Below are 20128 nucleotides of genomic sequence, written 5' to 3' on the forward strand. Positions count from 1 at the left end.
GTGGCAGGAGCGCCTTCATGGATGCGCTGCTGCTAGTCGGCTCTGCAGTTGTTACTTCATTCCACTATGACTGGCGTGTCACACACACTGCCCGGGTGGTGACCGATCTGTCGGGGCACGTCACTCACGGCACGCGCCTGACCAGCACCCGGTATCTGCTTCGCACCATTTGGCGGTGCCGAATGCGCGCTTCGCGCAATGCAGGAGGAACAGTTCCCAGTTTCGAGGCGCGCGAGACCAGTCGGCTTGAGCGCTCAAAGAGACTGGGTGAGCGGGTATTCGGCTCGGCGGACGAGGTTCGCCTGCGCCCACTGCGCCGGGGGCCTTGCTGATGATCCGGAGCCCGCTGGTACCCCGTTCAACCGGCGCTGGCGCTTGCGAACGATCTGCGGCTCGAAACTCCCCTCCCGGTCACGCGGGACGTCGATCTCGACCGGACCGACATCGGTCACTACCGTCTTGGCTCGGGTACCGTTGCGGGAGTCGGGTGTTCCACGCCCAGCCGGGTCGCCGTGCTCGTAACCGAGGTGGTCGGTGATCTCGCCGTCGAGGGCGGATTCGACCACCAGCTTCGTCAGCTGCGCCAGCAGCCCATCTTCGCCGGTCAGCTGCAGCCCGCTGGCGCGGGCCTGGGCGACCAGCTCGCCCACCAATTCGGTGTTCAAGTCCGTCTTCGCCTGCTTGCGCTTGCCCACCGCAGCAGTATCGGCCACATCGACCATTGTCGTATCAGATATCAAGTGCCACTCCTTGATTCGGAGTTACACCGTTGTTTGTACAGTCCCTGGCTCCGAGCTAATACGCCGACGAGTGTGGATCAAAAGAACAGCATTTGCGCGGCCTTGTAATACTAGTACTGAGACGCGTCATGTTGAGATGAGTAGATTTGTGCAGGTCAGACGATTGTGGCGGCGTTAGTCGAGGGCGAGCCTGCGGAGGTGCAGGAGTACTCGAGCTGGGTACTGGTCACCACGTCGCCGATCGCGGCCGCTCCCGGTGCGGCGGGTTCGGTCTAGAGCTGATCGGATCCTTCTGGGTGGCTCTGGCACACGCCGAGCAGAGGGGCGAGTCGGGCTACCGCCTCCCTCAGGGCGCATGGCAGTTCGACGGGGCCGATCAGCGGTTTGTGCGACCGAGGTCGATGGGGAGTTGTACTCCGGTGACGTGGCGCGCTTCGTTCGAGGCAATCCATGCCACGGCCGCTGCGATGTCGTCGGCGTGGCTGGCTTCGTCGGGGAGTGCTCCGACGTAGAGAGCGCCCAGCTCTGGTTGCTCATCGAGTAGCTCGAAGAGCTCATGAACGATGAGGTCTGTCTTCACGCCGAACGGGTGCACTGAGTTGACCCGGATGCGGTGCGGGGCGAGTTCGTTGGCCAGTGTTTTCGCGAGACCGGTCACCCCGTGTTTTGCGGCCACGTAGTCGGCCAGGAGGGGGAGGCCGGTCAGGCCGGCAACGGAGCTGGTGAAGACGATGGCTCCGCCGGTGCCCTGTTGGATCATGATCGGCACCGCCGCTTTGGCGGTGTGGAACGCCCCGTCGAGGTTGTTGGAGATGGTTTCTCGCCACTGTTCGGAGCTGATCTCCCAGGCTCGGGCGGCGGTTGTCATCCCGGCGTTGGCAACCACCACGTCGAGTCGACCCAGTTCCATGACGCCGGCAATCAGGTCCGCGTTGAGGGCCTCGAAGTCCTTCACGTCGGTGACGCTGGTGATGATCCGCCGCCCCAGTTCTTCGACGGCATGGGCGGTGGCTTCGAGGTCGCGAACGGACGCGCCGGGGTAGCGCGTCGTGGGCAGGTCTGCGCAGATGTCCATCGCGATGATGTCGGCGCCCTCTGCGGCGAAGCGGATCGCCTCGGAACGTCCTTGTCCGCGTGCGGCGCCGGTGATCGCGACGACTTGTCCTTCGTATCGGCGACTGTTCGGTGCGCTGGGGATGGGTGCTTCGGGTACTGCGCTGCTCACGGGTGCCTCTCGTGTGGGGTGTACGGCAGGTGGTGTCGTGTGCGGGCTCGCGCACTCAGCGGATGGACGATCCGATGCCGAGGCCGCCGTCGACGTCGAGGACGATGCCGCTGACGTACCGAGCGCCGGGTGAGGCGAGGTAGGCGGCGGCTTCGGCGATGTCGTCGGGGGATCCGGTGGCGCGTTGGGGGACTTTCGAGATGAGCTTGTCGCGGGCGGCGTCGTTCATCGATGCGAGCATGGGGGTTTCGATGAGGCCGGGTGCGATGGCGTTGGCGGTGATTCCGTCGCGGGCGGTCTCGAGCGCGATGGTGCGGGTGAGGCCGACGATGCCGGCTTTGGCGGCGACGTAGTTCGCTTGGCCGTAGTTGCCGCGCCAACTCATGGACGAGAAGGACACGATGCGGCCGTAGCGCCGGGAGCGCATGTGGGGAAGTGCTGCGCGTGTGCAGTAGAAGGCGCCGGTGAGCGATGTGTCGACGACCGATCGCCAGTCGTTGTCGTCGATGTTCTCGATCTTGTTGTCGCGGATGATCCCGGCGTTGTTGACCAGCACGTCGATGCGGCCGTGCTCGTCTCCTACGCGATCGATCCACGCGGTCACGCTGGCCGAGTCCGTGACGTCGACGTGGTGGGCGCTGCACACGCGGTCGAAATCGCGACGTAGCCGATCGGCGACCTCCTCGGCGGCGACGACGTTCACATCGGCGATGGCGACCTTGGCGCCTTCGGATGCGAAGCGGGTGGCCATCGCGGTGCCGAGGCCTTGGGCGCCTCCGGTGACGAGGACGACCTGGTCGGTGAATCGGTTCATGAGTTCCTCATTCGTCGTTGTCGGTGGTTCGCCGCGCGCTTCGTCGATCGGTGAACGCTCGAAGCGCTGCGGCGACGTCGCTGGATTGCCAGTGCCGTTCGAACATGTCCAGTTCGCGCCTCAGACCGTGCTGAATGGGCATCGACGCCGTGTCATGCAGCAGCTGCTTGTATCTCGCCTGGGCGGGGCCGTGACGGTCGGCGAGGGTTGTCGCGGCGCGCATCGCAGCGTCGAAAAGCTCGTGTTCGCATACGATCCGATGAATCCAACCGATTGACTCGAGTTCGCGAGCGCTGAGCAGATCGCCGGTGAGAGCGAGCCATCGTGCTGTCGATTCGCCGAGCCGGCGGGTGAGCCGGACACCGGCGCCGCCGGCGGGCATCAAGTTGTTCACTATGTGGCCGTCGCCGATGAGTGCGGTGTCTGCGGCAACCACGACGTCGCACCCCAGGAGGATTTCCAGGCCGCCGGCGACAGCGTGCCCGTGTACTGCGGCCACGACAGGCAGGGAGCTTGTCTCCAGACGCGCGACGAGGTCGGAGACGGTGCGAAGGAAGTCGGTCGGGCTGCCTGTCCGCTCGTGTAGTGCCAGCAGATGGCTCAGGTCGGCTCCGGCGCAGAAGCTCGGACCGTTGCCGGTGATGAGCAGGCTGCGGGTGTCGGGGTCTTCCTCTGCGTGTGTCAGCGCGGTGTCGATGGCGGCGACAAGATTGTCGTCGAGGGCGTTTCGTCGTTCGGGGCGGTTGAGAGTGAGGATTCGGACTGGTCCGCGCTGTTCGACCTCGAGCGGGTGGGCGCTCACGCGCGTGCCTCGGCCGCGCGGCGGCGCAGTTCCGCGCGCTGGACCTTCCCGCTGGGTGTCTTGGGTAGGGATTCCACAAAGTGGATGCGCCGGGGGTAGGCGTGCGCGGCGTAGTTCGTCTTGACCCAGTTCTGCAGCTCGGTGGCGAGTGCATCGGTGGCGGTCGTGTCGGCGGAGAGCACTACGTGGGCCACGACGACCTCTCCGCGAACGGTGTCGGGTTCGGCGACGACCGCGCACTCGACCACCTCCGGGTGGCGCAGCAACGCCGATTCGACGTCGAAGGGACCGATGCGGTACCCGGCCATGATGATGACGTCGTCGTCGCGTGCGGAGAACCGGATGAGGCCCTCGGCATCGATGGAGGCGGAGTCTCCGGTGGTGAAGAACCGCCCATCTCCGCAGAAGCGTGATTGCGCGTCAGCGGATTCGGCGTATCCGGTGAAGGTCATGAACGGACTGTCGGGGACGACGACGGCGAGCCTTCCTGTGGTTCCGGGTTCGGCGATGTCCTCGGAGTCGAGGTGCAGGATGGTGACCTCCCAGCCTGGCAGCGCAGACCCCATTGCCCCGGCGACGACGTCGCGGGCCAAGGCCGGGTGGTGGGCGAAGCCGATCGGCATGCCTAGCTCGGTCTGCCCGAAATGGTCATGGACGCGCAGCCCCAGAGTTGTGTCGGCCCAGTCGTTGACCTCTGGTGTGAGGGGCTCACCTGCGCTGGACAACCGTTGCAGCGCCAGTCCTGTCGGCGGTGTCTCCGCGGCCGCGAGCAGTCCGCGGTAGACGGTGGGAGCTGCGGTGAAGTCGGTGACCCGCAATTGGTCGAGGACCGCCCAGGTCGTTGCGGGGGTGAATCCGCCCTCGAGCAACACGGTGGGGATCCCGGCGGCGAGCGGAGCAGCGATCGCTGTGTACAGGCCATACGCCCAGCCGGGATCGGCACCGCACCAGAAGGTTGCGGCGGGATTGACCCCGAGGCCGAACTCCAGGTACCCGATCCATCCGGCGAGGTATCGAACCGGGTGAACCACGCCTTTGGGCGTGCCGGTTGTTCCCGAGGTGAACATGTGGACCAGCGGCGCGTTGGCGCCGACCGGGGTCGAACCCTCGAATGCTTCCGCCGCGGTGATCGCTCGGGTGATCCCGTCTGGTTGGTCGTCGAGAACGCCCACCTCCCAGCCGTTGGGAACCTTGTGGCGTTGATCGCGATCGACGAGGACGAGCACAGTGCGCGACTCGGTGAGTCGCGCCTCGATGGCCTTCTCGGCGAATGCGGTGAACAGCGGGACATACACCGCGCCGACCCGCCAGATACCGAGGATGACGCTGACGAGGTCGCTGCTCTTTCCCATCACCGTGGCCACCCGATCTCCTCGGGTGACCCCACGATCGCGCAGGTACCCCGCCACCTGCGCCGATGAGGAGGACAGTTCAGCATAGCTGTAGCTGCGCCTGGACAGGTCGGCGGACACGATGGTCAACGCCGTGCGCTCGGCGGGGTGACGGTCACATAGCAACCATGTGACGTCGGCGTCGTCGGGTGCGAACGGGTTCAGAATCGCCTGAACGCGAGCACTGACATCGAGGGACATCAAACCTCCTGGGTACCGAAAACGCTACGTTGGTACCCATGAACGTACCCTACGAGTTGGGCCCTGTGAAGCCCGATCACCCGCGATCGGTGCAGCCGCAGCTGTAGGAAAATTCCGGACATGCCTGCTGCGCCGAGTTCTCGCCGTGATGTGCCGGTCCGTACACCGCGCCGGCGCAAGGTCGACACCGCGCGTCGTGAAGTCCTCCTGGCTCGAATCGAGGACATCTTTCTCGCCGAGGGATTCATGTCGGTGACGATGGACGAACTCACCGAGCGGTTGCACTGCTCGAAGGCCACGCTCTACAGCGTTGCCTCGACCAAAGAGCAGATCGTGGTTCTGGCGACCAAGAACTTCTTCGGGTCGTCGGCGGCAACGATCGAACACGACGTCGCAACGGTGGAGGATCCGCGAGATCGCATCACGACCTACCTCGGTGGCGTCGCCAAGGCGATGCGCCGGAACTCTCGTGCTTTTTACGCGGACATGATGGCGTTCGAGCCGACAGCGGAGATCTATCGCCGTAACACCGACCGAGCCGCGCGTCGGGTTCACGAATTGATTGAAGAGGGCATCGAGTCCGGGGTTTTCGGAGCCCGGGACGGCGCGTTTGCCGCGCAGGTGGTCGCACTGGCCATCGAGGCCGTCCAGTCTGGGGTGTTGCTGGACAGGACCGGGCTGTCGGCGGGTGACGCCTTTGCTGAGCTGGGTCAGCTGATGCTCAACGGGCTGCTCGGCGCACCGGCAACGCGGCGGCCTCGGCCGTGAGCTGACCCCGTGCGGGTGGTCGTCGCGGGTGGCTTGCGGTCAATTGGGTACGTTTTGCAGCGCGACAGTACCCGCACTGGTACCTTCGCGTTTGCGAGTGGAGAACGAGCCCTCGCACGCAATCCACACTCTTTTAATGAGGTTGACATGAGCAGCGGCACAATGGAATTCGATGTACCGGTGACTATGCGCGACGGGGTGGTCCTGCGCGCAGACGTGTTCCGGCCGGCGGGGGAGGGGCCGTGGCCGGTGGCTCTTACGCGCAGTCCGTACAACAAGCGGACCCCGTCGATCGCGGGAGCGCTGATCGATGTGATGCGGGCTGTTCAGCGCGGATACATCGTCGTCCTGCAGGACGTGCGCGGCAGGTTCGAATCCGACGGTGAGTGGTTGCCGTGGGCGCATGAGCGAACAGACGGCTACGACACCGTCGAATGGGCGGCATCGATCCCCGGCAGCAACGGGCAGGTCGTGATGTTCGGGGGGAGCTACCTGGGACACACCCAGTGGGCGGCTGCGGTGACGCGACCACCTCACCTGGCAGCCATTGTCCCGCAGACCACGTGGAGCGAACCCACCGACGGCATCTTCTACCGTGGCGGAGCGCTGGAGTTCGGGCTCAGTGTGTGGTGGGCGCTGGCTCAGGCCCTGGGCCAGTTCCCGAAGTCGGCTACCAGCATGGAGGAGCTCTACGCGAAACTGACGGCGACCATCGACGATCTCGATCATGCTGTCGAGCGCACCCTGTGGGAGCTGCCTTCGGGTGCCATGCCGGCGATCGCGCGTACCGGCCAACCCGACATCGGGACCGAACGGGGGCTGCGCGACCCGGACAGCATCGACGAGGCGCGGGTGGCTGGGCGGTACGGCGAGGTGGGGGTTCCCTCGCTCAACGTCGCAGGCTGGTTCGACGTGTTCCTGCAGGGCTCGCTGGACAATTATGTCGGCGCCGTCCGAGAGGGTCTGCCGAGCCGACTCATCATCGGCCCGTGGGAACACCAGAGCGCCAACACCACCACCCCCGGTCACGTCGGCACCGTGAACTACGGCCTCGCCTCGCTGGCACCGGGATCCGACGGCACCATGGTCGGAGTTCAACTCGACTGGTACGACGAGGTTCTCGGTCGATCGACAGACCTGCCACCGACCTCGGGTGTGGACCTGTTCGTCATGGGCATCAACCAGTGGCGCCATGAGGACGAATGGCCGTTGAGCCGCGCGGTGCCCACCGAGTTCTACCTCCATGACGGTGGTGGCCTGTCGACCACCGCGCCCGAGGCAACCGACGCCGCCAGCGAGTACACCTACGACCCCGCCGACCCGGTCCTCACCACCGGAGGCTCGCTGATCATGTCGGCCTCGTTCCCCCCGGGACAACTCGATCAACGTGACGTCGAGAGCCGCGACGACGTGCTCGTGTTCACTTCCGAGCCGCTCACCGCGGATCTCGAGATCACCGGTCGGGTCACTGCGACGATCTTCGCCGCGACCGACGGGCCCTCGACCGACTGGGTGGCGCGGCTGTGTGAGGTCGATGCGAACGGCCGCTCGGTCAACGTCGTCGACGGGATCACCCGGGTCGCGACCACACCCGGCCAGGTCGACGAGTACGAGATCGATCTGTGGTCGACGAGTATCGTCATCCGCACCGGCCACCGCCTGCGAGTGCAGATCACCTCGAGCAACTTCCCGCGGTGGGACCGCAACCTCAACACCGGCGAAGACCCCACCGTGGCAACGACACTGCGCGTCGCCCGCCAGCGAATCGTCCACGACGCCGACCATCCATCCCGCATCACCCTGCCCGTCATCCCCGGCTGAGCAGAATTAGGCCGCCCTTGGCGGCTGATGTGGTCGGTAGCGGGGCCCTCGCTCGGCTCAGCGAGCGAGGGCATACCCCCTCAGTAGGCCGGCGAGGATGTGACTCAGTTGCGGTCCCGCGTCGACGACGGCGTGACTCAACGCCGGGTCGGACTCGTAGAGTCTGCGCAGCTCCGTGCCGAGAGCGGCCATCTGCCACAAGGCGCCGGCCATGCTGGTCGCCGTGGTGAGAACGTTCGCCACCTGGGTCGGATCCAACGGCAACAGCTCGCGCACGGCATCCGAGATGGACGACAGCTCCTCCAACGCAACCAGTTTGAACGATCTCACCGATTCGAGTGAGACGTTCCGCTCCAGATTGAGCGGTGTGTGGGCCGTCAGATCGCACAACAGAGGCCGACTGACCAGACTCGCCGCGATGATTGCGGCAATGGCTTCACACCGGCCGTTCACATCCGGATCGGACTCCCGCCACGCCGGCAGAACCTCGAGCTGGGAGCGCATCGCCGCCGACCACTCACGCAGAGCCTCCACGTTGAGCTGCAGGAAGATCTGCTCCCGCGTCTCGAAATAGCGCAGCATCGCCGACTTGTGCATGCCCACCTCGCCCGCGATGTCGGTCAACGTGACAGCCCGGACACCGCGTTCTGTGGCCAGCCGGCGCGCAGCGTCGATGATCGCGATCTCTCGTTCCCTCTTCGCCTCAGGACTGCGCGCGCGGTGAAATTGCGTGGTGCTCATCGGCTCAGTATGACACAACGATGTTGTATAAGCGGCGGTGACTGCCGCGATCTACTCGGCCGAGTGGCCGCCTGTCGCGACAAGGCATGGCGCCGAGCATCCTTCCATGCGCTTGATATGCAGCGTGCTGACACAAACGCGAAAGCGGTCGAGCCTTCAATTTAACGCAACATGGTTGCGTAACTACCGCAACTGTGTTTTGCTATTGCCATGACACAGCAGACATGGTTCATCACAGGTTCCTCACGCGGCTTCGGTCGCGCCCTCACCCTCGCCGCGCTCGAGGCCGGAGATCGGGTCGTCGCCACGGCGCGCAGGCCCGAGCAGTTGTCCGACCTCGTGGAACAGTTCGGCGACAACGTGCTCCCGGTGGCGCTCGATGTGACCGACAGTGCGCAGGCCGTCGCCGCGATCGATGCGGCGGTCGAGAAGTTCGGACGCGTTGACGTGGTCGTCAACAACGCCGGATACGCAAACATCGCCCCGGTCGAGACCGCGCCGGAGGACGACTTCCGTCAGCAGTTCGACACAAACTTCTGGGGCGTCTACCACGTCTCGAAGGCGGCGCTGCCGGTGCTGAAGAAACAAGGTGCGGGGCTGATCATCCAGTTCTCTTCCCTCGGCGGTCGAGTGGGCAGCACGCCGGGCCTCGGCGCGTACCAGGCAGCCAAGTTCGCGGTCGACGGTCTCACGCGGGTACTGGCCGCAGAAACAGCACCATTGGGGCTGAAGTACCTGGTCGTCGAGCCCGGCGGGTTCGCCACCGACTGGGCCGGGTCCTCGATGGACATCCAGGCGATCCCAGAGGAGTACCAGGCCACCGTCGGCGCGGTCGCGGGGATCATGGGCAGCCCGATCACCCAGGCCGGAGACCCGCAGCGCGCCGGCGAAACTCTCGTGCGGGTCGCGAAGTTGGCGGAGATCCCGTCGCACTTCGTGCTCGGTGCCGATGCCGCTCAGTACGCGATCGACTATTCGCTGAGCCAGATCGCCGAGGCATCCCGCTGGAAGGTGGCCAGCGCCTCTCTGGACTTCGGTCAGCCCTATCCGGTGCGACTCCCCGGAGAGAACGCCTGACAACCGCCACCACACACAACGATTCGAACGACAAAGAGAGCAACCATGAGCATGAACAGATTCGACGGAAAGACCGCCTTGGTCACCGGTGCAGGGTCAGGAATAGGCCGTGCCACCGCCCTGCGCCTGGCCAGCGAGGGCGCAGCGGTCACTGTGATCGGACGTAGGGTAAAGAAGCTCGACGAGGTGGTGGCCGAGATCTCCGCCAAGGGCGGTCGCGCATTGGCCGTCGCCGGAGACGTCACGAAACCAGAAGACCTTGAGCAGGCGGTGTCACGCACCGTCGACGAATTCGGCGGCCTGCACCTCGCAGTCAACAACGCCGGAGGCTCACGTGAGATGCCGACGAGCCTGCACGAGCAGACCATCGACGACTGGCGGCGGGTCACCGAGGTCAACTTCTCCAGCATCTTCTACAGCCTGTAGTTCGAGATCCCCGCGATACTGGCCGCCGGCGGAGGCGCGATCGTCAACGTCTCCAGCGTGTTCGCCGACCGCGGCGGCCTCTCGCGGGACTACGTCGGCTCCAAGCACGGTGTTCGCGGCATCACCCGCTCGGCTGCCGCGGAATACGGCAGGCAGGGCATCCGGATCAACGAACTGCAGCCCGGCGTGATACTCACCGAACTCACCGAGGCCAACCTGGAGGCAACCCAGGAGGTCGTCGACCGCGGAATCCCCATGGGCCGCATGGGCACCGGTGAGGAGATCGCGGGAGCAATCGCGTTCCTGCTCTCCGACGACGCGGCCTACATCACTGGCGCCCACCTCGCCGTCGACGGAGGCTTCCTCATCTGACACGGCAATGAAACTTCGGCCAGATCGCAAGTACTCGAGCGGCCGCACCGCCTCAGATCACGGCGCCAGAAACCAGGCCCGTTCACGCACCACATCCAGGAGAACTCCATGCCGAAATGGACCGCCCAGAACATCCCCGACCAGTCCGGCAGGACAGCCGTTGTCACCGGCGCGAATGCCGGCCTGGGCTTCGAAACCGCGTCCGCAGTGGCCGCCGCGGGCGCACATGTCGTGATGGCGGTGCGCAACGCCGTCAAGGGCAACGAGGCAGCCGAACGAATCCTGGCTGCAGCGCCCGGCGCCAGCGTGGAAGTGCAGCCACTCGACCTCGGATCACTACAGTCTGTGCGCACCGCGGCCAGCGACATCAAGGCCGCGCACCCGCAGATCGACCTGCTCATCAACAACGCAGGAGTGATGTACACGCCGAAAGGCAGCACCTCCGACGGCTTCGAGCTGCACTTCGGCACCAATCACTTGGGCCACTTCGCACTGACCGGATTGCTTCTCGACACGTTGCTACCCGTGCCCGGATCGCGCGTCGTGACGGTCAGTAGCCTGGGACACCGCAACCGCGCCGCCATCCACTTCGACGACCTCAACCTCGACCAGGGGTACGGCCGGGTCAAGGCGTATGGCCAGTCGAAGCTCGCCAACCTGCTGTTCACATACGAACTGCAACGCCGTCTCACCGCCGCGCAGGCCGCGACGATCTCCGTCGCTGCCCACCCGGGCGGCTCGAGCACCGAGCTCGGCAGGCACCTTCCCAAAGTGCTCGAGTTCGCGGTGATGCGACTCGCCACCCAACCCCCGGAAATGGGAGCCCTGCCGACCCTGCGCGCTGCCACCGACCCGGGCGTCGAGGGAGGACAGTACTACGGCCCGGACGGCATCGGGGAAGTACGCGGATACCCCAAGCTGGCCTCGTCCAGCAAACAGTCCCGCGACCCCGAACTCGCGCGCCGCCTGTGGCAGGTCTCAGAGGAGCTGACCGGAGTCAGCTACTCCATCGGCTGACACCGGCGCGCGGCTGCCGGCGTCACCGAGCCCGCCTCGACGCGCTCGGCGACGCCGCGCTGGGGTCGCGGTGAGCGGCGACGTCGCGACGGCATAGATGACGACGTCGAAACGTTCACCACGTAACGAGTCGGGGAAGTCATCGGAGGACACCACCTCGTCGTAGGGCAGCGCACTGGCTGCGGCCGCCGGCAACGCGGCGGTCCGGGCGGTACGACGATGTGCGAGGCACCCAGCTCGCGGGCGATGCCCGGGAAGACCGACGCCAGCCTGCCCAGTGCGCTGTGGACAGCACCGATTCGCCCTTGGCGAGGTGCGGCCACACGGGTCGGCGCCAGATGCGTGGTGACGGCGTTGGGCAGCGCGGACATGGCCAGCGCGAGGTCGATCGGCGAACCGTCCAGAGACGCAGTCAGTTCGGCGTCGGCCACCACGACCTCGGCGTTGCCCCCGTCACGCTGGCGGTCGACGTCACCACCGGTTCACCGATGCGGAGGCCCTCTACGCCCTCCCCGAGAGCCCGCCCCGTGCCCGCGACCTCCAGGCCCGGTACGAACGGCGGCTGGGGGAGGCCCGTTGCTCCTTTAACTGTCCCCGTCGCAGGTAGACGTCGACCAAGCCGACTGCGCAGTGCGACACCGTGATCGACAACTGACCGGGGCCTGGCATTTTCTCGGGTGCCTCCACGATCTGCAGAGGGGGCCGTACTGTCGGTGCCCGCCGCGCTGGTGACCGTTTCCTTCATGTGTCCCGCACGTCATCGGTCGCAGGTCTTGCGAGTGATGGCGACAGCCCCGCTGATGATCACCGCATCGCTGTGGGTCGCCTTCCTCACGGCGTAGGCCGCGACGGGCGCACGTCTCGAATTCTCATGTGCGGTGAGTGGTGGCCGGGTGTGTCAGCGGTGTAGTCCGTAGGAGCGGGCGGTGACGCGTTCCATTAGGTAGCGGGGGAGTATGCGATGGAGTGCGAAGGCGGCGGGGGCGTTGCTGCCGACGGCATACAGCGGGCGGGGGCGTGGCGCCGAGACTGCGGTGAGGATCGTGCGTGCGACCCGGTCCGGTGCGACGCCCGCGGCTTGTTTGCGGTCGAGTGCTGTCATGAAGCGTTCGAATTCCGCGGTGTGTGGCGAGCCGTCGGTGAGGTATTTCGTGCGTCGTTCGCGGAGCCCGGAATCGACCTGTCCTGGTTCGACTGTGGTGAGCCAGACGCCGTAGGGCGATTCCTCGAACCGTGCCGCGGTGGCAAATCCGCGTAGTGCGGCTTTGGTGGCGACGTAGGAGGAGCGGTAGGGCAGTGGGAAGCTGGCCAGCATAGAGCCGACCATCACCACCCGCCCGGTGCCGCGTTCACGCATGCCGGGCAGCACCGCTCGAGTGAGTGCGATCGGGCCCAGCACGTTGAGCTGGAACAGCCGGGTCACGGCGTTACCGGGCAGTTCGGCCAGCGGTCCGGCTTGGCTCTCGCCGGCGTTGTTGATCAGAACATCGACGGTGTCCAGCGTCGAGACGAATCGCTGGACGGAGTCGTCGTCGGTCAGGTCCAGGGGGCGGTAGTCGATGCCCGGCAGTTGATCGGTGGCTGGGATCGTGTCCGGGGAGCGGCTGGTCCCGATCACCCGGAAGCCGTGGTCGGCCAGGGCCGCGGCAGTGGCCCGGCCTATCCCCGATGAGGCGCCGGTGACGACGGCGATGCGTGTGGTGGGCATATCTGTCCTTGGTCGATCGAGGCTGCATGGACGATGGGGCGGAACGATTTCCCGCGTCTTGTGTACGGCCGCCGTTCTTCGGCCGAGGCCCGCATTTCCTCCGGATTCGCTGCGTCGTCGACATGCTGTGGTCTGTGCGGGTCAGCTGACCAGCACTGCGAGCTTGGCGAGGGACGCGTCGAGTTGCTTGCGGAATCCGCACTCGCGGCCAGACGTCATGACGGGCCCGGCCCGCGATCAGTGGCGGGCGCTGGTCACAAACGCCAGTGGCGGAAATCGCTGGCGCGGTGCGGGTCATGGTGCGGTGTCGGTGGCCGGGTGGGCGGGATCGGCGGTGATCGCCACGGTGCGGGCGGCGTGCTGGTCGCCTGTCTGCATGGGGTGGTGATGGTCGCGGCCGTGCGGGTGGTTGTGCCTGGCGGGCCAGTACGGGCCCCACTGGGTGCGCAGCCAGTCGAGCAGCTGCGGGGCCGCGATCGTGGCCTGGTCGCGGCTGCGCCACAGGACGTGTCCGTCGGGCCGCACTGCCACCACGCCGTGTTCGCCGATTTCGTATAGTGCGATCAGGGCGTCGCGGTCGTGCGGGGCGGGTGCGCGCAGGGCGATCACCTGTATCGGTAGCGGTGGCTGCGGGTCTGTGGTGAGCGCGGTGATCCACGCGTGGGGGTCGGCGGTGAACACGGTGAGGCGGCCGGGACCGAGCAGGTCGTGGATCGGCACCGGCTCGTTCTCGATTTCGATCATCGCGTGGGGCAGGCGGGCGCCGGGCCAGGTGGTGGGCCGGTAGGTGAGCACACCGTCCCCGTCGACGGGTACGGTGCCGGGTTCGGAGCAGATCAGCGGGCTGCAGTAGAGGTAGCCGAATTCCAGGCCGGTGGCGATGAAATGCTCGAGCTGGCCGGGGATCTGGGCTGCGATCTGGGCCCGGACGCGCCCGGCGCGGCGATGACCGGGTGCCGCGACGGCGGTGCGGGCGGTCTGTATGTCGGTGAGCCGGTCGCAGAGCGGTGCCAGCAGCCGGTCCGGCAGCCATGCCAGCGGCGGGCGGGCCAGAGCGGCGGTGGCCTGCTGCACAGCCCGGTTGGTGACGCCGAGGGGGCGGGTGACCTTGTCGAGCAGAAAGTGATTGCTCACGCTCTGCTCGGCGAAGCGGGCGACCACGGGCCGCCGTTCGGTGTCGTAGGTGTCCAGCAGGTCCTCGTGGGCGCCGTCGTGGAAGATCGCGGCGAGTTTCCAGGCCAGGTTGTGGGCGTCCTGGACGCCGCTGTTGAGCCCGAAGCCGCCGGTGTGGGGGAACCGGTGCGCGGCGTCGCCGGCCAACAGCAGCGCGCCGCCGCGGAACCGCGACGCCATCTGCGAGGTCATCGTCCAGGTGCCGGTGGAGCGGATTCGGACCGGTACGCCGGTTCCGAGTACAGCGGGCAGCATGCGCTCCCAGTAGGCGCGGGGCTCGCGCGCGACCTGCTGGGCGGGGTGCAGGTAGACGGTCATCAGGATGTAGTCGTCGTCGGCGTGGGCGATCATCACCCCGCAGAATCCGGGCCGGTAGATCCAGCTCAGCAGTGGCCGCTCGGTTCCTGTCGGAAACAGGCCGGGGGCGTGGAAGAACACGCTGCCCATGTTGGCCAGCACCGGGCCGTCCATGCCGATGCCCGCCTGCTCGCGCACGCTGCTGTTGGCGCCGTCGGCGGCGACGGCGAAGCGGGCATACATCGTCTCGGTCGAATTCGCCGGTCCGGCCGGGCGGGCTGTGACCACGGCGCGGCTCTGGGTCGGGTCGACCTGCTCGGCGACGGTGGCGCGGCGGAAGTCGACGAGTGGTTCGCGGTCCAGGGCGTCCCACAGCACGGGCATCAGCTGGTGCTGGCCGATGTGGGACAGCAGGAACGGGCTGTGGCTGCGCACCTGCGCGGTCCAGTCCGGTCGCGACAGCAGGTCGATCTGCCCGAGTGGGGGCCCGGCCGGGTCGCCGCACCAGCGGATGATGTTGACCTGTTCGATGGGGGGTGCCAGGGCGGCGATGCGGGCGGCCAGGCGCGGGTCGGTATGCTGCCAGATCTCGAGCGAGCGGGCGTTGATCACGTGCGCGGCCGGATGCAGCAGCGGGTCGCTGCGGCGTTCGAGCACGGTGCTGGGCACCCCGTAGCGGGCCAGCAGCAACGCCAGTGTCGATCCGGTGGCGCCGGCTCCGATGATGACGACAGGGCGGGTGATCATCGGCTACAGCGTCCTCCAGGTGATGGCGCGGGTGTTCGCGCGCGGTGTCGTTCCCGGGCGGGTTCCCGCCCCCGGTGCCAGCAGTGACGCCTCCGGCTCGCCGCGGCGCAGCCGCTGCAGCAGGTAGTCCGGGTCGACCTCGACACCGATCGGGTTGGCGGCGAACGCGGAACTGGCGAAGTAGTCGGCGGTCGCGGTCGCGGTCTCGAAGTTCTCGACCTGGAATTCGAGGCGGATCCCGTCGGGGTCCTCGTAATACAGCGAGGTCGTCGGGCCGTGATTGATCGACCACACGGGGGTGATGCCGTGGAGGGCGAGCCGCTCGTAGGTGCTCAGCAGCCGGTCCACCGACGAGAAGGTGAACGCGAGGTGGTCCACGCCGTAGAATTTGCGGCGGAACCTGGCCAGCGGCAGCAGATACCGCAGTAGCGTCGGTACTTTGACAAGCGCCAGCCGGTGACTCTCGTCATCCCAGGTCAAAAACGCGATCCGGTGGTCCTCGTGCACCACCCGGGCACCGAACACGGTGCGGTACCAGGCAATCATCTGCGGTGCGCGCGCGGTTTTCACCACCCAATGCGCCAGCAGGTCGGGGACCGCGACGGGATCGCTGCCGCGGGCGGCGGGGTCGGAAACAGGTGTCATGGGAAGCCTTCCAGCGGGTCACGGGGCGGTGATCGGGGTGCGCTGGGTGCCCAGATCCAGCAATCCGCCTTCGTGGCGGATCGACGCGGTGATCAGGTCGCCGGGCGCGAGATAGGGTTTGCGGAGGTTCTGGCGGATGAACAGCGACCACAGCCGGTCCTCGGGCAGCAGCGCGGTCGCCAGGCGTCGGATCAGCGCGGGCGGTGTGGTGGCGGTGCAACCATGCGGTGTGCCGGTGAGCACGACGTCGCCGGGGCTCAGATTGCAGAACTGGCTCAACTCGGTCAGGGTTTCCGCGGGCCGGTAGAGCATGTGGGCGGTGGTGTCGTGCTGACGGAGCCCGCCGTTGACCTCGAGCCGCAGCTCCAGGTTGTCCAGCAGCAGGACATCCACTGGCTCCAGGACGGCCAGGTACGGGCCCAGCGGACAGAACCCGCGGTAGCTTTTGCCTTTGAGGAACTGTCCCTGCGGCAACTGGACATCGCGGGCCGACAGATCATTGGCGATGGTGACCGCGAACACGTAGTCGGGCAGGTCCGCGTCGGTGATCGTGACCGGTGCATCGATCCGGCGTCCGATGACCAGGGCGAGTTCGATCTCGAAATCCAGCAGCCGCACATGCGCCGGCCGGGTGACCGGGTCGTGCGCGCCGGTGACCGCGGCGTCGGTCTTGTCGAAGAACAGGTTGAACGCGCGGGCGTCGGGATCCATGCCCGACTCGATCGCGTGCTGACGGTAGTTGGCGCCCTGGCAGATCACCCGGCACGGTGTCGTGATCGGCGAGAGCACCGTGACCGCGTCGAGCCGGTGGACCGGTGCCCGGTCCCGAGCCGCGCGCCAATCCTGCTCGCCGGTCGTGACGAGTGCGGCGGTGCTGGGATAGCTGCCCTGCAGCGGGGTGATCTTCGCGTCGGTGATCACTCCCCACTCCACGGCGTCGCCGACGCGATAGCGGATCAGATGCGTGATCATGATGGACTCCTCACAGGCGTTGGGGGACAAGAGAGTGTTCACGGCGCGGGCACCAGATCGAGGGCGGCGCGCACGATCGCGTCGGTGTCGATGCCGTGGTGGCGATACACCGCGGCCAGATCACCGGATTGGCCGAACTCGGTGACGCCGGCACCCCGTGCACGGGGGCCAGGAACGCGAGCCTGTGCGGACTCCGTCGAGCAGTGCGCCGATCGCGTCGGCACCCGCACCGGAGCCGGGCAGCCGCTTGCGCAGCCCGGCTGCGGGCAACCGCAGCAGCCGCTGATACTCCGGATTGCTCATCGCGTCCAGCCGCGTCGAGTTCGGCGTCGCCGATCAGCGCATACTGGCGGCCGGTCCCGCCCGCACCGAAATGATGCTCGACGTAGCGGCGTGCCAGCGCACCCCACACCGGCGCCGTCGCCCCCAGCCCGACCGAACCGGTCGAATAATCCAACGGATCATGATCCTTGCTGCGGCTTGGATAGCTCTGCAATCCGCCGAAAGCCCGCAACGTCGTCAGTGTCGACTCGTCGAGCTGGCCGAGCAGATAGTTGATCGCATGAAGCACCGGCGAGGCGTGCGGCTTCACCGACACCTGATCCGCGGCAGTGAGCAGCTCGAACCAGAACGCGGTCATGATCGACACCATCGACGCCTGATGCCCGCCGACCTTGAGCCCCGACGGGTTCTCTCGTACCGGTTGGCGTGGTTGATCATCGCTACCGAGAGCCACAACACACGCCGCTCGATGCGCTCGAGCACCTCGACGGGCGCAGCGGACACCAGCGCAGTCAACGGGAACCCCCGAAATATCAACGCCCGGCGACGTCGCCACAACAGCACCGGTGACACGGATAACGAACACCTCTATCGAAGCGCCGGACCCCGCCCACGGGCTTGGCCTCCGATACAAACCCGTACCCATTGCTTGGACCCGAGTCCAAACCGGGGCGGTGGGACAAGGAAGACACCGGCGCTCTCTCTCACGCCGGGGATCCGGTCGCTGGGAGCACACCGGCTGGCTGATGCGGCCTCGCGGCGTCACGTCGATCGTCGGTGTCCGACGTCGGGCAGGCCGGCGCTGTCCTGGCCTGGTGTCCGGGGTGTGGTGGCGATGAGTTCTGCTGGGGTGGGTGGTTGGATCCGGCTGCTCCGACCGCATGAGGAGGGTGGGCTGGCGGATTCGGTGCTGCCCGCGGCGACGGTAGAGGAGTTGACGGTGCGGCTCGGCGCGGGTCCGGCGGGGTGGGCGGTGGAGCTGGGGGCGCGATCGCCGACCGGATCGTGGCCGAGGTGCCTGAGCTGGGTGTGCACGGCATCGTGGATATGGTGCGGGTGGGTGGGGAAGCTGTGGCGTTGCACGCTACTGCGGCATTGGCGGATGAGAAGGATTTCCGTGTGGCTGCCGTACCGGAGGTGCTGCTGGGGCCCGCGGAGGTGGTCAGCTGCGGTGTGGGGGTGGAGCATATGCTGCGCAGCATCCGGGTGGCTCACGCGCTGGCGGTGCAGCGGGTTCTCGACGCGGCTGAACAGCTGGTTCCGGCGAGTGAGCGGTTCGCGCAGATGCGGCGGGTCAACGCGGTGTTGTTCGATATCACCGAACGGCTCAGCGAGGCGATGGCCCGCGAGTACGGGCGCGCCCATGATGCGTGGCTGGCCAGTTCGGCGGCGCTGCGCCGGGAGGTGTTGCGAGAGATCTTGCGCGGTGGGCACGTTCCGCTGGATCGGGCCGCGCGCAGCCTGGGCTATGACCTGGTACGGCGTCATCTGGCGCTGGTGGTGTGGACCGATGACTACACGAGGATCGGGGCGCACCGGCTGGAAGAGGTCGCGGCGGCGGTGCTGGCGGCGTGCGCGTGCACGAGGACGTTGATCGTGCCGGTCGGTGGCCGCCGGGTGTGGGCACGGGGCGCAGGTCAGCGCAGTGCCGCCGCGGCCGGAGGCGTCGTGGCCGCGCCCACCGGCCGGGGTCCGCGTCGCGATGGGGCTGCCCGGTTCGGGGTGGCCGGGTTCGTCTCCAGTCACCGGCAGGCTCTCCAGGCCGAGCGCGTGGCCACGATCTCAGTGGTCGCGCGGGGGGTGTTCGATTATCAGGACCTCGACGTGGTGGCGATGCTGAGCAGTGACATGGAGCGGGCGCGTGAGTTCGTGCGCCGCGAACTCGGTGGTCTCGCCGATCCCGGGGAGCAGGTCGCGGCGGTGCGGGCCACGCTCAAATGTTATCTCGATGTGGGACGCAGCCTGGTCGAGGCGGCGGCGTTGCTGCATGTCGCCCGCAACACCGTTGCCTACCGCGTGCAGCGCGGTTCATGTGATCCTCAGTTCGACGATGAAGATTGGTGGGTGGAGGTGCTGCGTTCGAGGAAAAGTTTGAGCGCGGAGGGGACATCGCTTGTTTGCCAGTGGTTCTCGAACTCGTCGAGTTCGGCCTGCAGACCATCGGGGATGGTCATCGACGATGTGTCGTTGAGTAGCTTCTTGTACCGCGATTGCGCCGGCCCGTGGTGGGCCGCGAGCGTGGTAGCGACCTGCATCGCGGTGTCGGCCAGGTGCTCGTCGGGCACCACGGCGTGGATCCAGCCTGTAGCGGCGAGTTCCCGCGGGGTGAGCAAAGAGCCGGAGAGTGCGAGCCACCGCGCCATGGACTCACCTACCTTGCGTGTGAGGCGAACACTGGCGCCGCCGGCCGGCATCAGGTTGTTGCGGATGTGTCCGTCGCCGATCAGTGCGGTGTCGGTGGCCACCACGACGTCGCGGTGAACAGGGGCACATAGACGGCGCCGACCCGCCAGATTCCGAGTATGACGCTGACGAGGTCAGCGCTCTTACCCATGACTGTGGCTACCCGATCACCGCGTTTAACCCCGCGCTCGCGTAGGTATCCAGCGAGCTGTGCTGACGACCTGGCAAGGTCTGCATATGTGTAGGTGCGCCGCGAACGGTCGGGAGCCACCACAGTCAATGCGAGACGTTCGGCGGGGTGCTGGTCGCACAGCAACGAGGCGATATCGGCGTCGCTGGCCGCGAACGTCTCCAGGATAGCGAGAGCACGCGAGTTGACATCGGGTGTCATTGGACCCTCCTCGGGTACGTCATGCACTACAATAGTACCCATAAAGGTACCCTATGGAGGTGCACTTGCGAAGCCGGTCACTGACCGGTCGGGGGAAACGATGTGTGGGAAACTG

Annotated in this window: 16 protein-coding genes and 4 pseudogenes; 6 read left to right on the top strand and 14 right to left on the bottom strand. The window is 66.8% G+C overall.

Annotated elements, in window-relative coordinates; translation table 11 throughout:
• Positions 1-350 precede the first annotated feature (350 nt).
• From NV1_RS35625 to NV1_RS35645, 5 genes and pseudogenes are all read right to left on the bottom strand, one after another.
• A pseudogene (locus NV1_RS35625) lies at positions 351-722 on the bottom strand (transposase); the annotation flags it as partial.
• Between the two features lie 394 nt (positions 723-1116).
• A complete protein-coding gene (locus tag NV1_RS35630) occupies positions 1117-1938 on the bottom strand; it encodes a mycofactocin-coupled SDR family oxidoreductase (protein WP_067902025.1) in 822 nt (273 codons plus the stop codon).
• Positions 1939-2020: 82 nt separating this feature from the next.
• Positions 2021-2779: an SDR family oxidoreductase gene (locus NV1_RS35635; RefSeq protein ID WP_067901949.1), complete on the bottom strand. Its 759-nt coding sequence runs from the start codon at positions 2777-2779 to the stop codon at positions 2021-2023.
• A 7-nt stretch (positions 2780-2786) separates the two neighbouring features.
• Positions 2787-3581: an enoyl-CoA hydratase/isomerase family protein gene (locus NV1_RS35640; protein WP_067901951.1), complete on the bottom strand. Its 795-nt coding sequence runs from the start codon at positions 3579-3581 to the stop codon at positions 2787-2789.
• On the bottom strand, positions 3578-5173 hold the full coding sequence (locus NV1_RS35645) for an AMP-binding protein (protein ID WP_084526302.1): 1596 nt from the start codon (positions 5171-5173) through the stop codon (positions 3578-3580). The genes NV1_RS35640 and NV1_RS35645 overlap by 4 nt, the downstream gene beginning before the upstream one ends.
• Positions 5174-5293: 120 nt before the next feature.
• Here NV1_RS35645 and NV1_RS35650 point away from each other — a divergent pair, with 120 nt between their 5' ends.
• Complete coding sequence (locus NV1_RS35650; protein ID WP_067901953.1) at positions 5294-5941, top strand: TetR/AcrR family transcriptional regulator; 648 nt, start codon at positions 5294-5296, stop codon at positions 5939-5941.
• Positions 5942-6088: 147 nt separating this feature from the next.
• Complete coding sequence (locus NV1_RS35655) at positions 6089-7762, top strand: CocE/NonD family hydrolase (protein WP_067901955.1); 1674 nt, start codon at positions 6089-6091, stop codon at positions 7760-7762.
• A 57-nt stretch (positions 7763-7819) separates the two neighbouring features.
• Here the strand turns inward: NV1_RS35655 and NV1_RS35660 are convergent, their stop codons facing one another.
• Positions 7820-8503 carry a TetR/AcrR family transcriptional regulator gene (locus NV1_RS35660; RefSeq protein ID WP_067901957.1) on the bottom strand — a complete coding sequence of 228 codons (684 nt, stop codon included), beginning with the start codon at positions 8501-8503 and terminating at the stop codon, positions 7820-7822.
• Between the two features lie 210 nt (positions 8504-8713).
• Between NV1_RS35660 and NV1_RS35665 the strand changes: the two genes are divergently transcribed.
• From NV1_RS35665 to NV1_RS35675, 3 genes and pseudogenes are all read left to right on the top strand, one after another.
• Positions 8714-9580, top strand: a complete 867-nt coding sequence (locus NV1_RS35665) for an SDR family NAD(P)-dependent oxidoreductase (protein ID WP_067901959.1) — start codon at positions 8714-8716, stop codon at positions 9578-9580.
• 51 nt (positions 9581-9631) lie between these two features.
• Positions 9632-10378: pseudogene (locus tag NV1_RS46100) on the top strand (SDR family NAD(P)-dependent oxidoreductase).
• Between the two features lie 108 nt (positions 10379-10486).
• Positions 10487-11395: an SDR family NAD(P)-dependent oxidoreductase gene (locus NV1_RS35675; protein ID WP_067901962.1), complete on the top strand. Its 909-nt coding sequence runs from the start codon at positions 10487-10489 to the stop codon at positions 11393-11395.
• Positions 11396-11807: 412 nt separating this feature from the next.
• On the opposite strand, the gene NV1_RS47060 is transcribed toward NV1_RS35675, so the two are convergent.
• From NV1_RS47060 to NV1_RS35700, 6 genes and pseudogenes are all read right to left on the bottom strand, one after another.
• Positions 11808-12140 carry an alcohol dehydrogenase catalytic domain-containing protein gene (locus NV1_RS47060; RefSeq protein ID WP_373864692.1) on the bottom strand — a complete coding sequence of 111 codons (333 nt, stop codon included), beginning with the start codon at positions 12138-12140 and terminating at the stop codon, positions 11808-11810.
• A gap of 153 nt (positions 12141-12293) precedes the next feature.
• The gene (locus NV1_RS35680; protein WP_067901964.1) at positions 12294-13103 is read right to left on the bottom strand and encodes an SDR family oxidoreductase; all 810 of its coding nucleotides are present in this window, start codon (positions 13101-13103) and stop codon (positions 12294-12296) included.
• Between the two features lie 294 nt (positions 13104-13397).
• Entirely contained in the window at positions 13398-15320 is a 1923-nt protein-coding gene (locus NV1_RS35685; protein WP_067901966.1) for an FAD-dependent monooxygenase, read from the bottom strand.
• 3 nt (positions 15321-15323) lie between these two features.
• The gene (locus NV1_RS35690; protein WP_067901967.1) at positions 15324-15965 is read right to left on the bottom strand and encodes a VOC family protein; all 642 of its coding nucleotides are present in this window, start codon (positions 15963-15965) and stop codon (positions 15324-15326) included.
• Between the two features lie 18 nt (positions 15966-15983).
• Positions 15984-16937: a fumarylacetoacetate hydrolase family protein gene (locus tag NV1_RS35695; protein ID WP_067902029.1), complete on the bottom strand. Its 954-nt coding sequence runs from the start codon at positions 16935-16937 to the stop codon at positions 15984-15986.
• A gap of 316 nt (positions 16938-17253) precedes the next feature.
• Positions 17254-17657 (bottom strand): annotated as a pseudogene (locus NV1_RS35700) (pyruvate dehydrogenase); the annotation flags it as partial.
• A 1410-nt stretch (positions 17658-19067) separates the two neighbouring features.
• Between NV1_RS35700 and NV1_RS47065 the strand changes: the two are divergent.
• Positions 19068-19232, top strand: a pseudogene (locus NV1_RS47065) (helix-turn-helix domain-containing protein); the annotation flags it as partial.
• Positions 19233-19258: 26 nt separating this feature from the next.
• On the opposite strand, the gene NV1_RS47070 reads toward NV1_RS47065, so the two are convergent.
• Positions 19259-19687, bottom strand: coding sequence for an enoyl-CoA hydratase/isomerase family protein (locus NV1_RS47070; protein WP_373864694.1), 429 nt, complete (start codon positions 19685-19687; stop codon positions 19259-19261).
• On the bottom strand, positions 19663-20013 hold the full coding sequence (locus tag NV1_RS42795) for an AMP-binding protein (RefSeq protein WP_169813489.1): 351 nt from the start codon (positions 20011-20013) through the stop codon (positions 19663-19665). The genes NV1_RS47070 and NV1_RS42795 overlap by 25 nt, the downstream gene beginning before the upstream one ends.
• Positions 20014-20128: the final 115 nt, after the last annotated feature.

This window comes from Nocardia vaccinii NBRC 15922, from assembly GCF_001613305.1.
Classification (GTDB): domain Bacteria; phylum Actinomycetota; class Actinomycetes; order Mycobacteriales; family Mycobacteriaceae; genus Nocardia; species Nocardia vaccinii.

Bases quoted from the DNA above. Each gene is read 5' to 3' on its own strand.
- NV1_RS35655 (WP_067901955.1), top strand. From the start codon at position 6,089: ATGAGCAGCGGCACAATGGAATTCGATGTACCGGTGACTATGCGCGAC.
- NV1_RS35685 (WP_067901966.1), bottom strand. From the start codon at position 15,320: ATGATCACCCGCCCTGTCGTCATCATCGGAGCCGGCGCCACCGGATCG.
- NV1_RS35660 (WP_067901957.1), bottom strand. From the start codon at position 8,503: ATGAGCACCACGCAATTTCACCGCGCGCGCAGTCCTGAGGCGAAGAGG.
- NV1_RS35680 (WP_067901964.1), bottom strand. From the start codon at position 13,103: ATGCCCACCACACGCATCGCCGTCGTCACCGGCGCCTCATCGGGGATA.
- NV1_RS42795 (WP_169813489.1), bottom strand. From the start codon at position 20,013: ATGACACCCGATGTCAACTCGCGTGCTCTCGCTATCCTGGAGACGTTC.
- NV1_RS35690 (WP_067901967.1), bottom strand. From the start codon at position 15,965: ATGACACCTGTTTCCGACCCCGCCGCCCGCGGCAGCGATCCCGTCGCG.
- NV1_RS35650 (WP_067901953.1), top strand. From the start codon at position 5,294: ATGCCTGCTGCGCCGAGTTCTCGCCGTGATGTGCCGGTCCGTACACCG.
- NV1_RS35695 (WP_067902029.1), bottom strand. From the start codon at position 16,937: ATGATCACGCATCTGATCCGCTATCGCGTCGGCGACGCCGTGGAGTGG.
- NV1_RS35665 (WP_067901959.1), top strand. From the start codon at position 8,714: ATGACACAGCAGACATGGTTCATCACAGGTTCCTCACGCGGCTTCGGT.
- NV1_RS35675 (WP_067901962.1), top strand. From the start codon at position 10,487: ATGCCGAAATGGACCGCCCAGAACATCCCCGACCAGTCCGGCAGGACA.
- NV1_RS35635 (WP_067901949.1), bottom strand. From the start codon at position 2,779: ATGAACCGATTCACCGACCAGGTCGTCCTCGTCACCGGAGGCGCCCAA.
- NV1_RS35645 (WP_084526302.1), bottom strand. From the start codon at position 5,173: ATGTCCCTCGATGTCAGTGCTCGCGTTCAGGCGATTCTGAACCCGTTC.
- NV1_RS47060 (WP_373864692.1), bottom strand. From the start codon at position 12,140: ATGAAGGAAACGGTCACCAGCGCGGCGGGCACCGACAGTACGGCCCCC.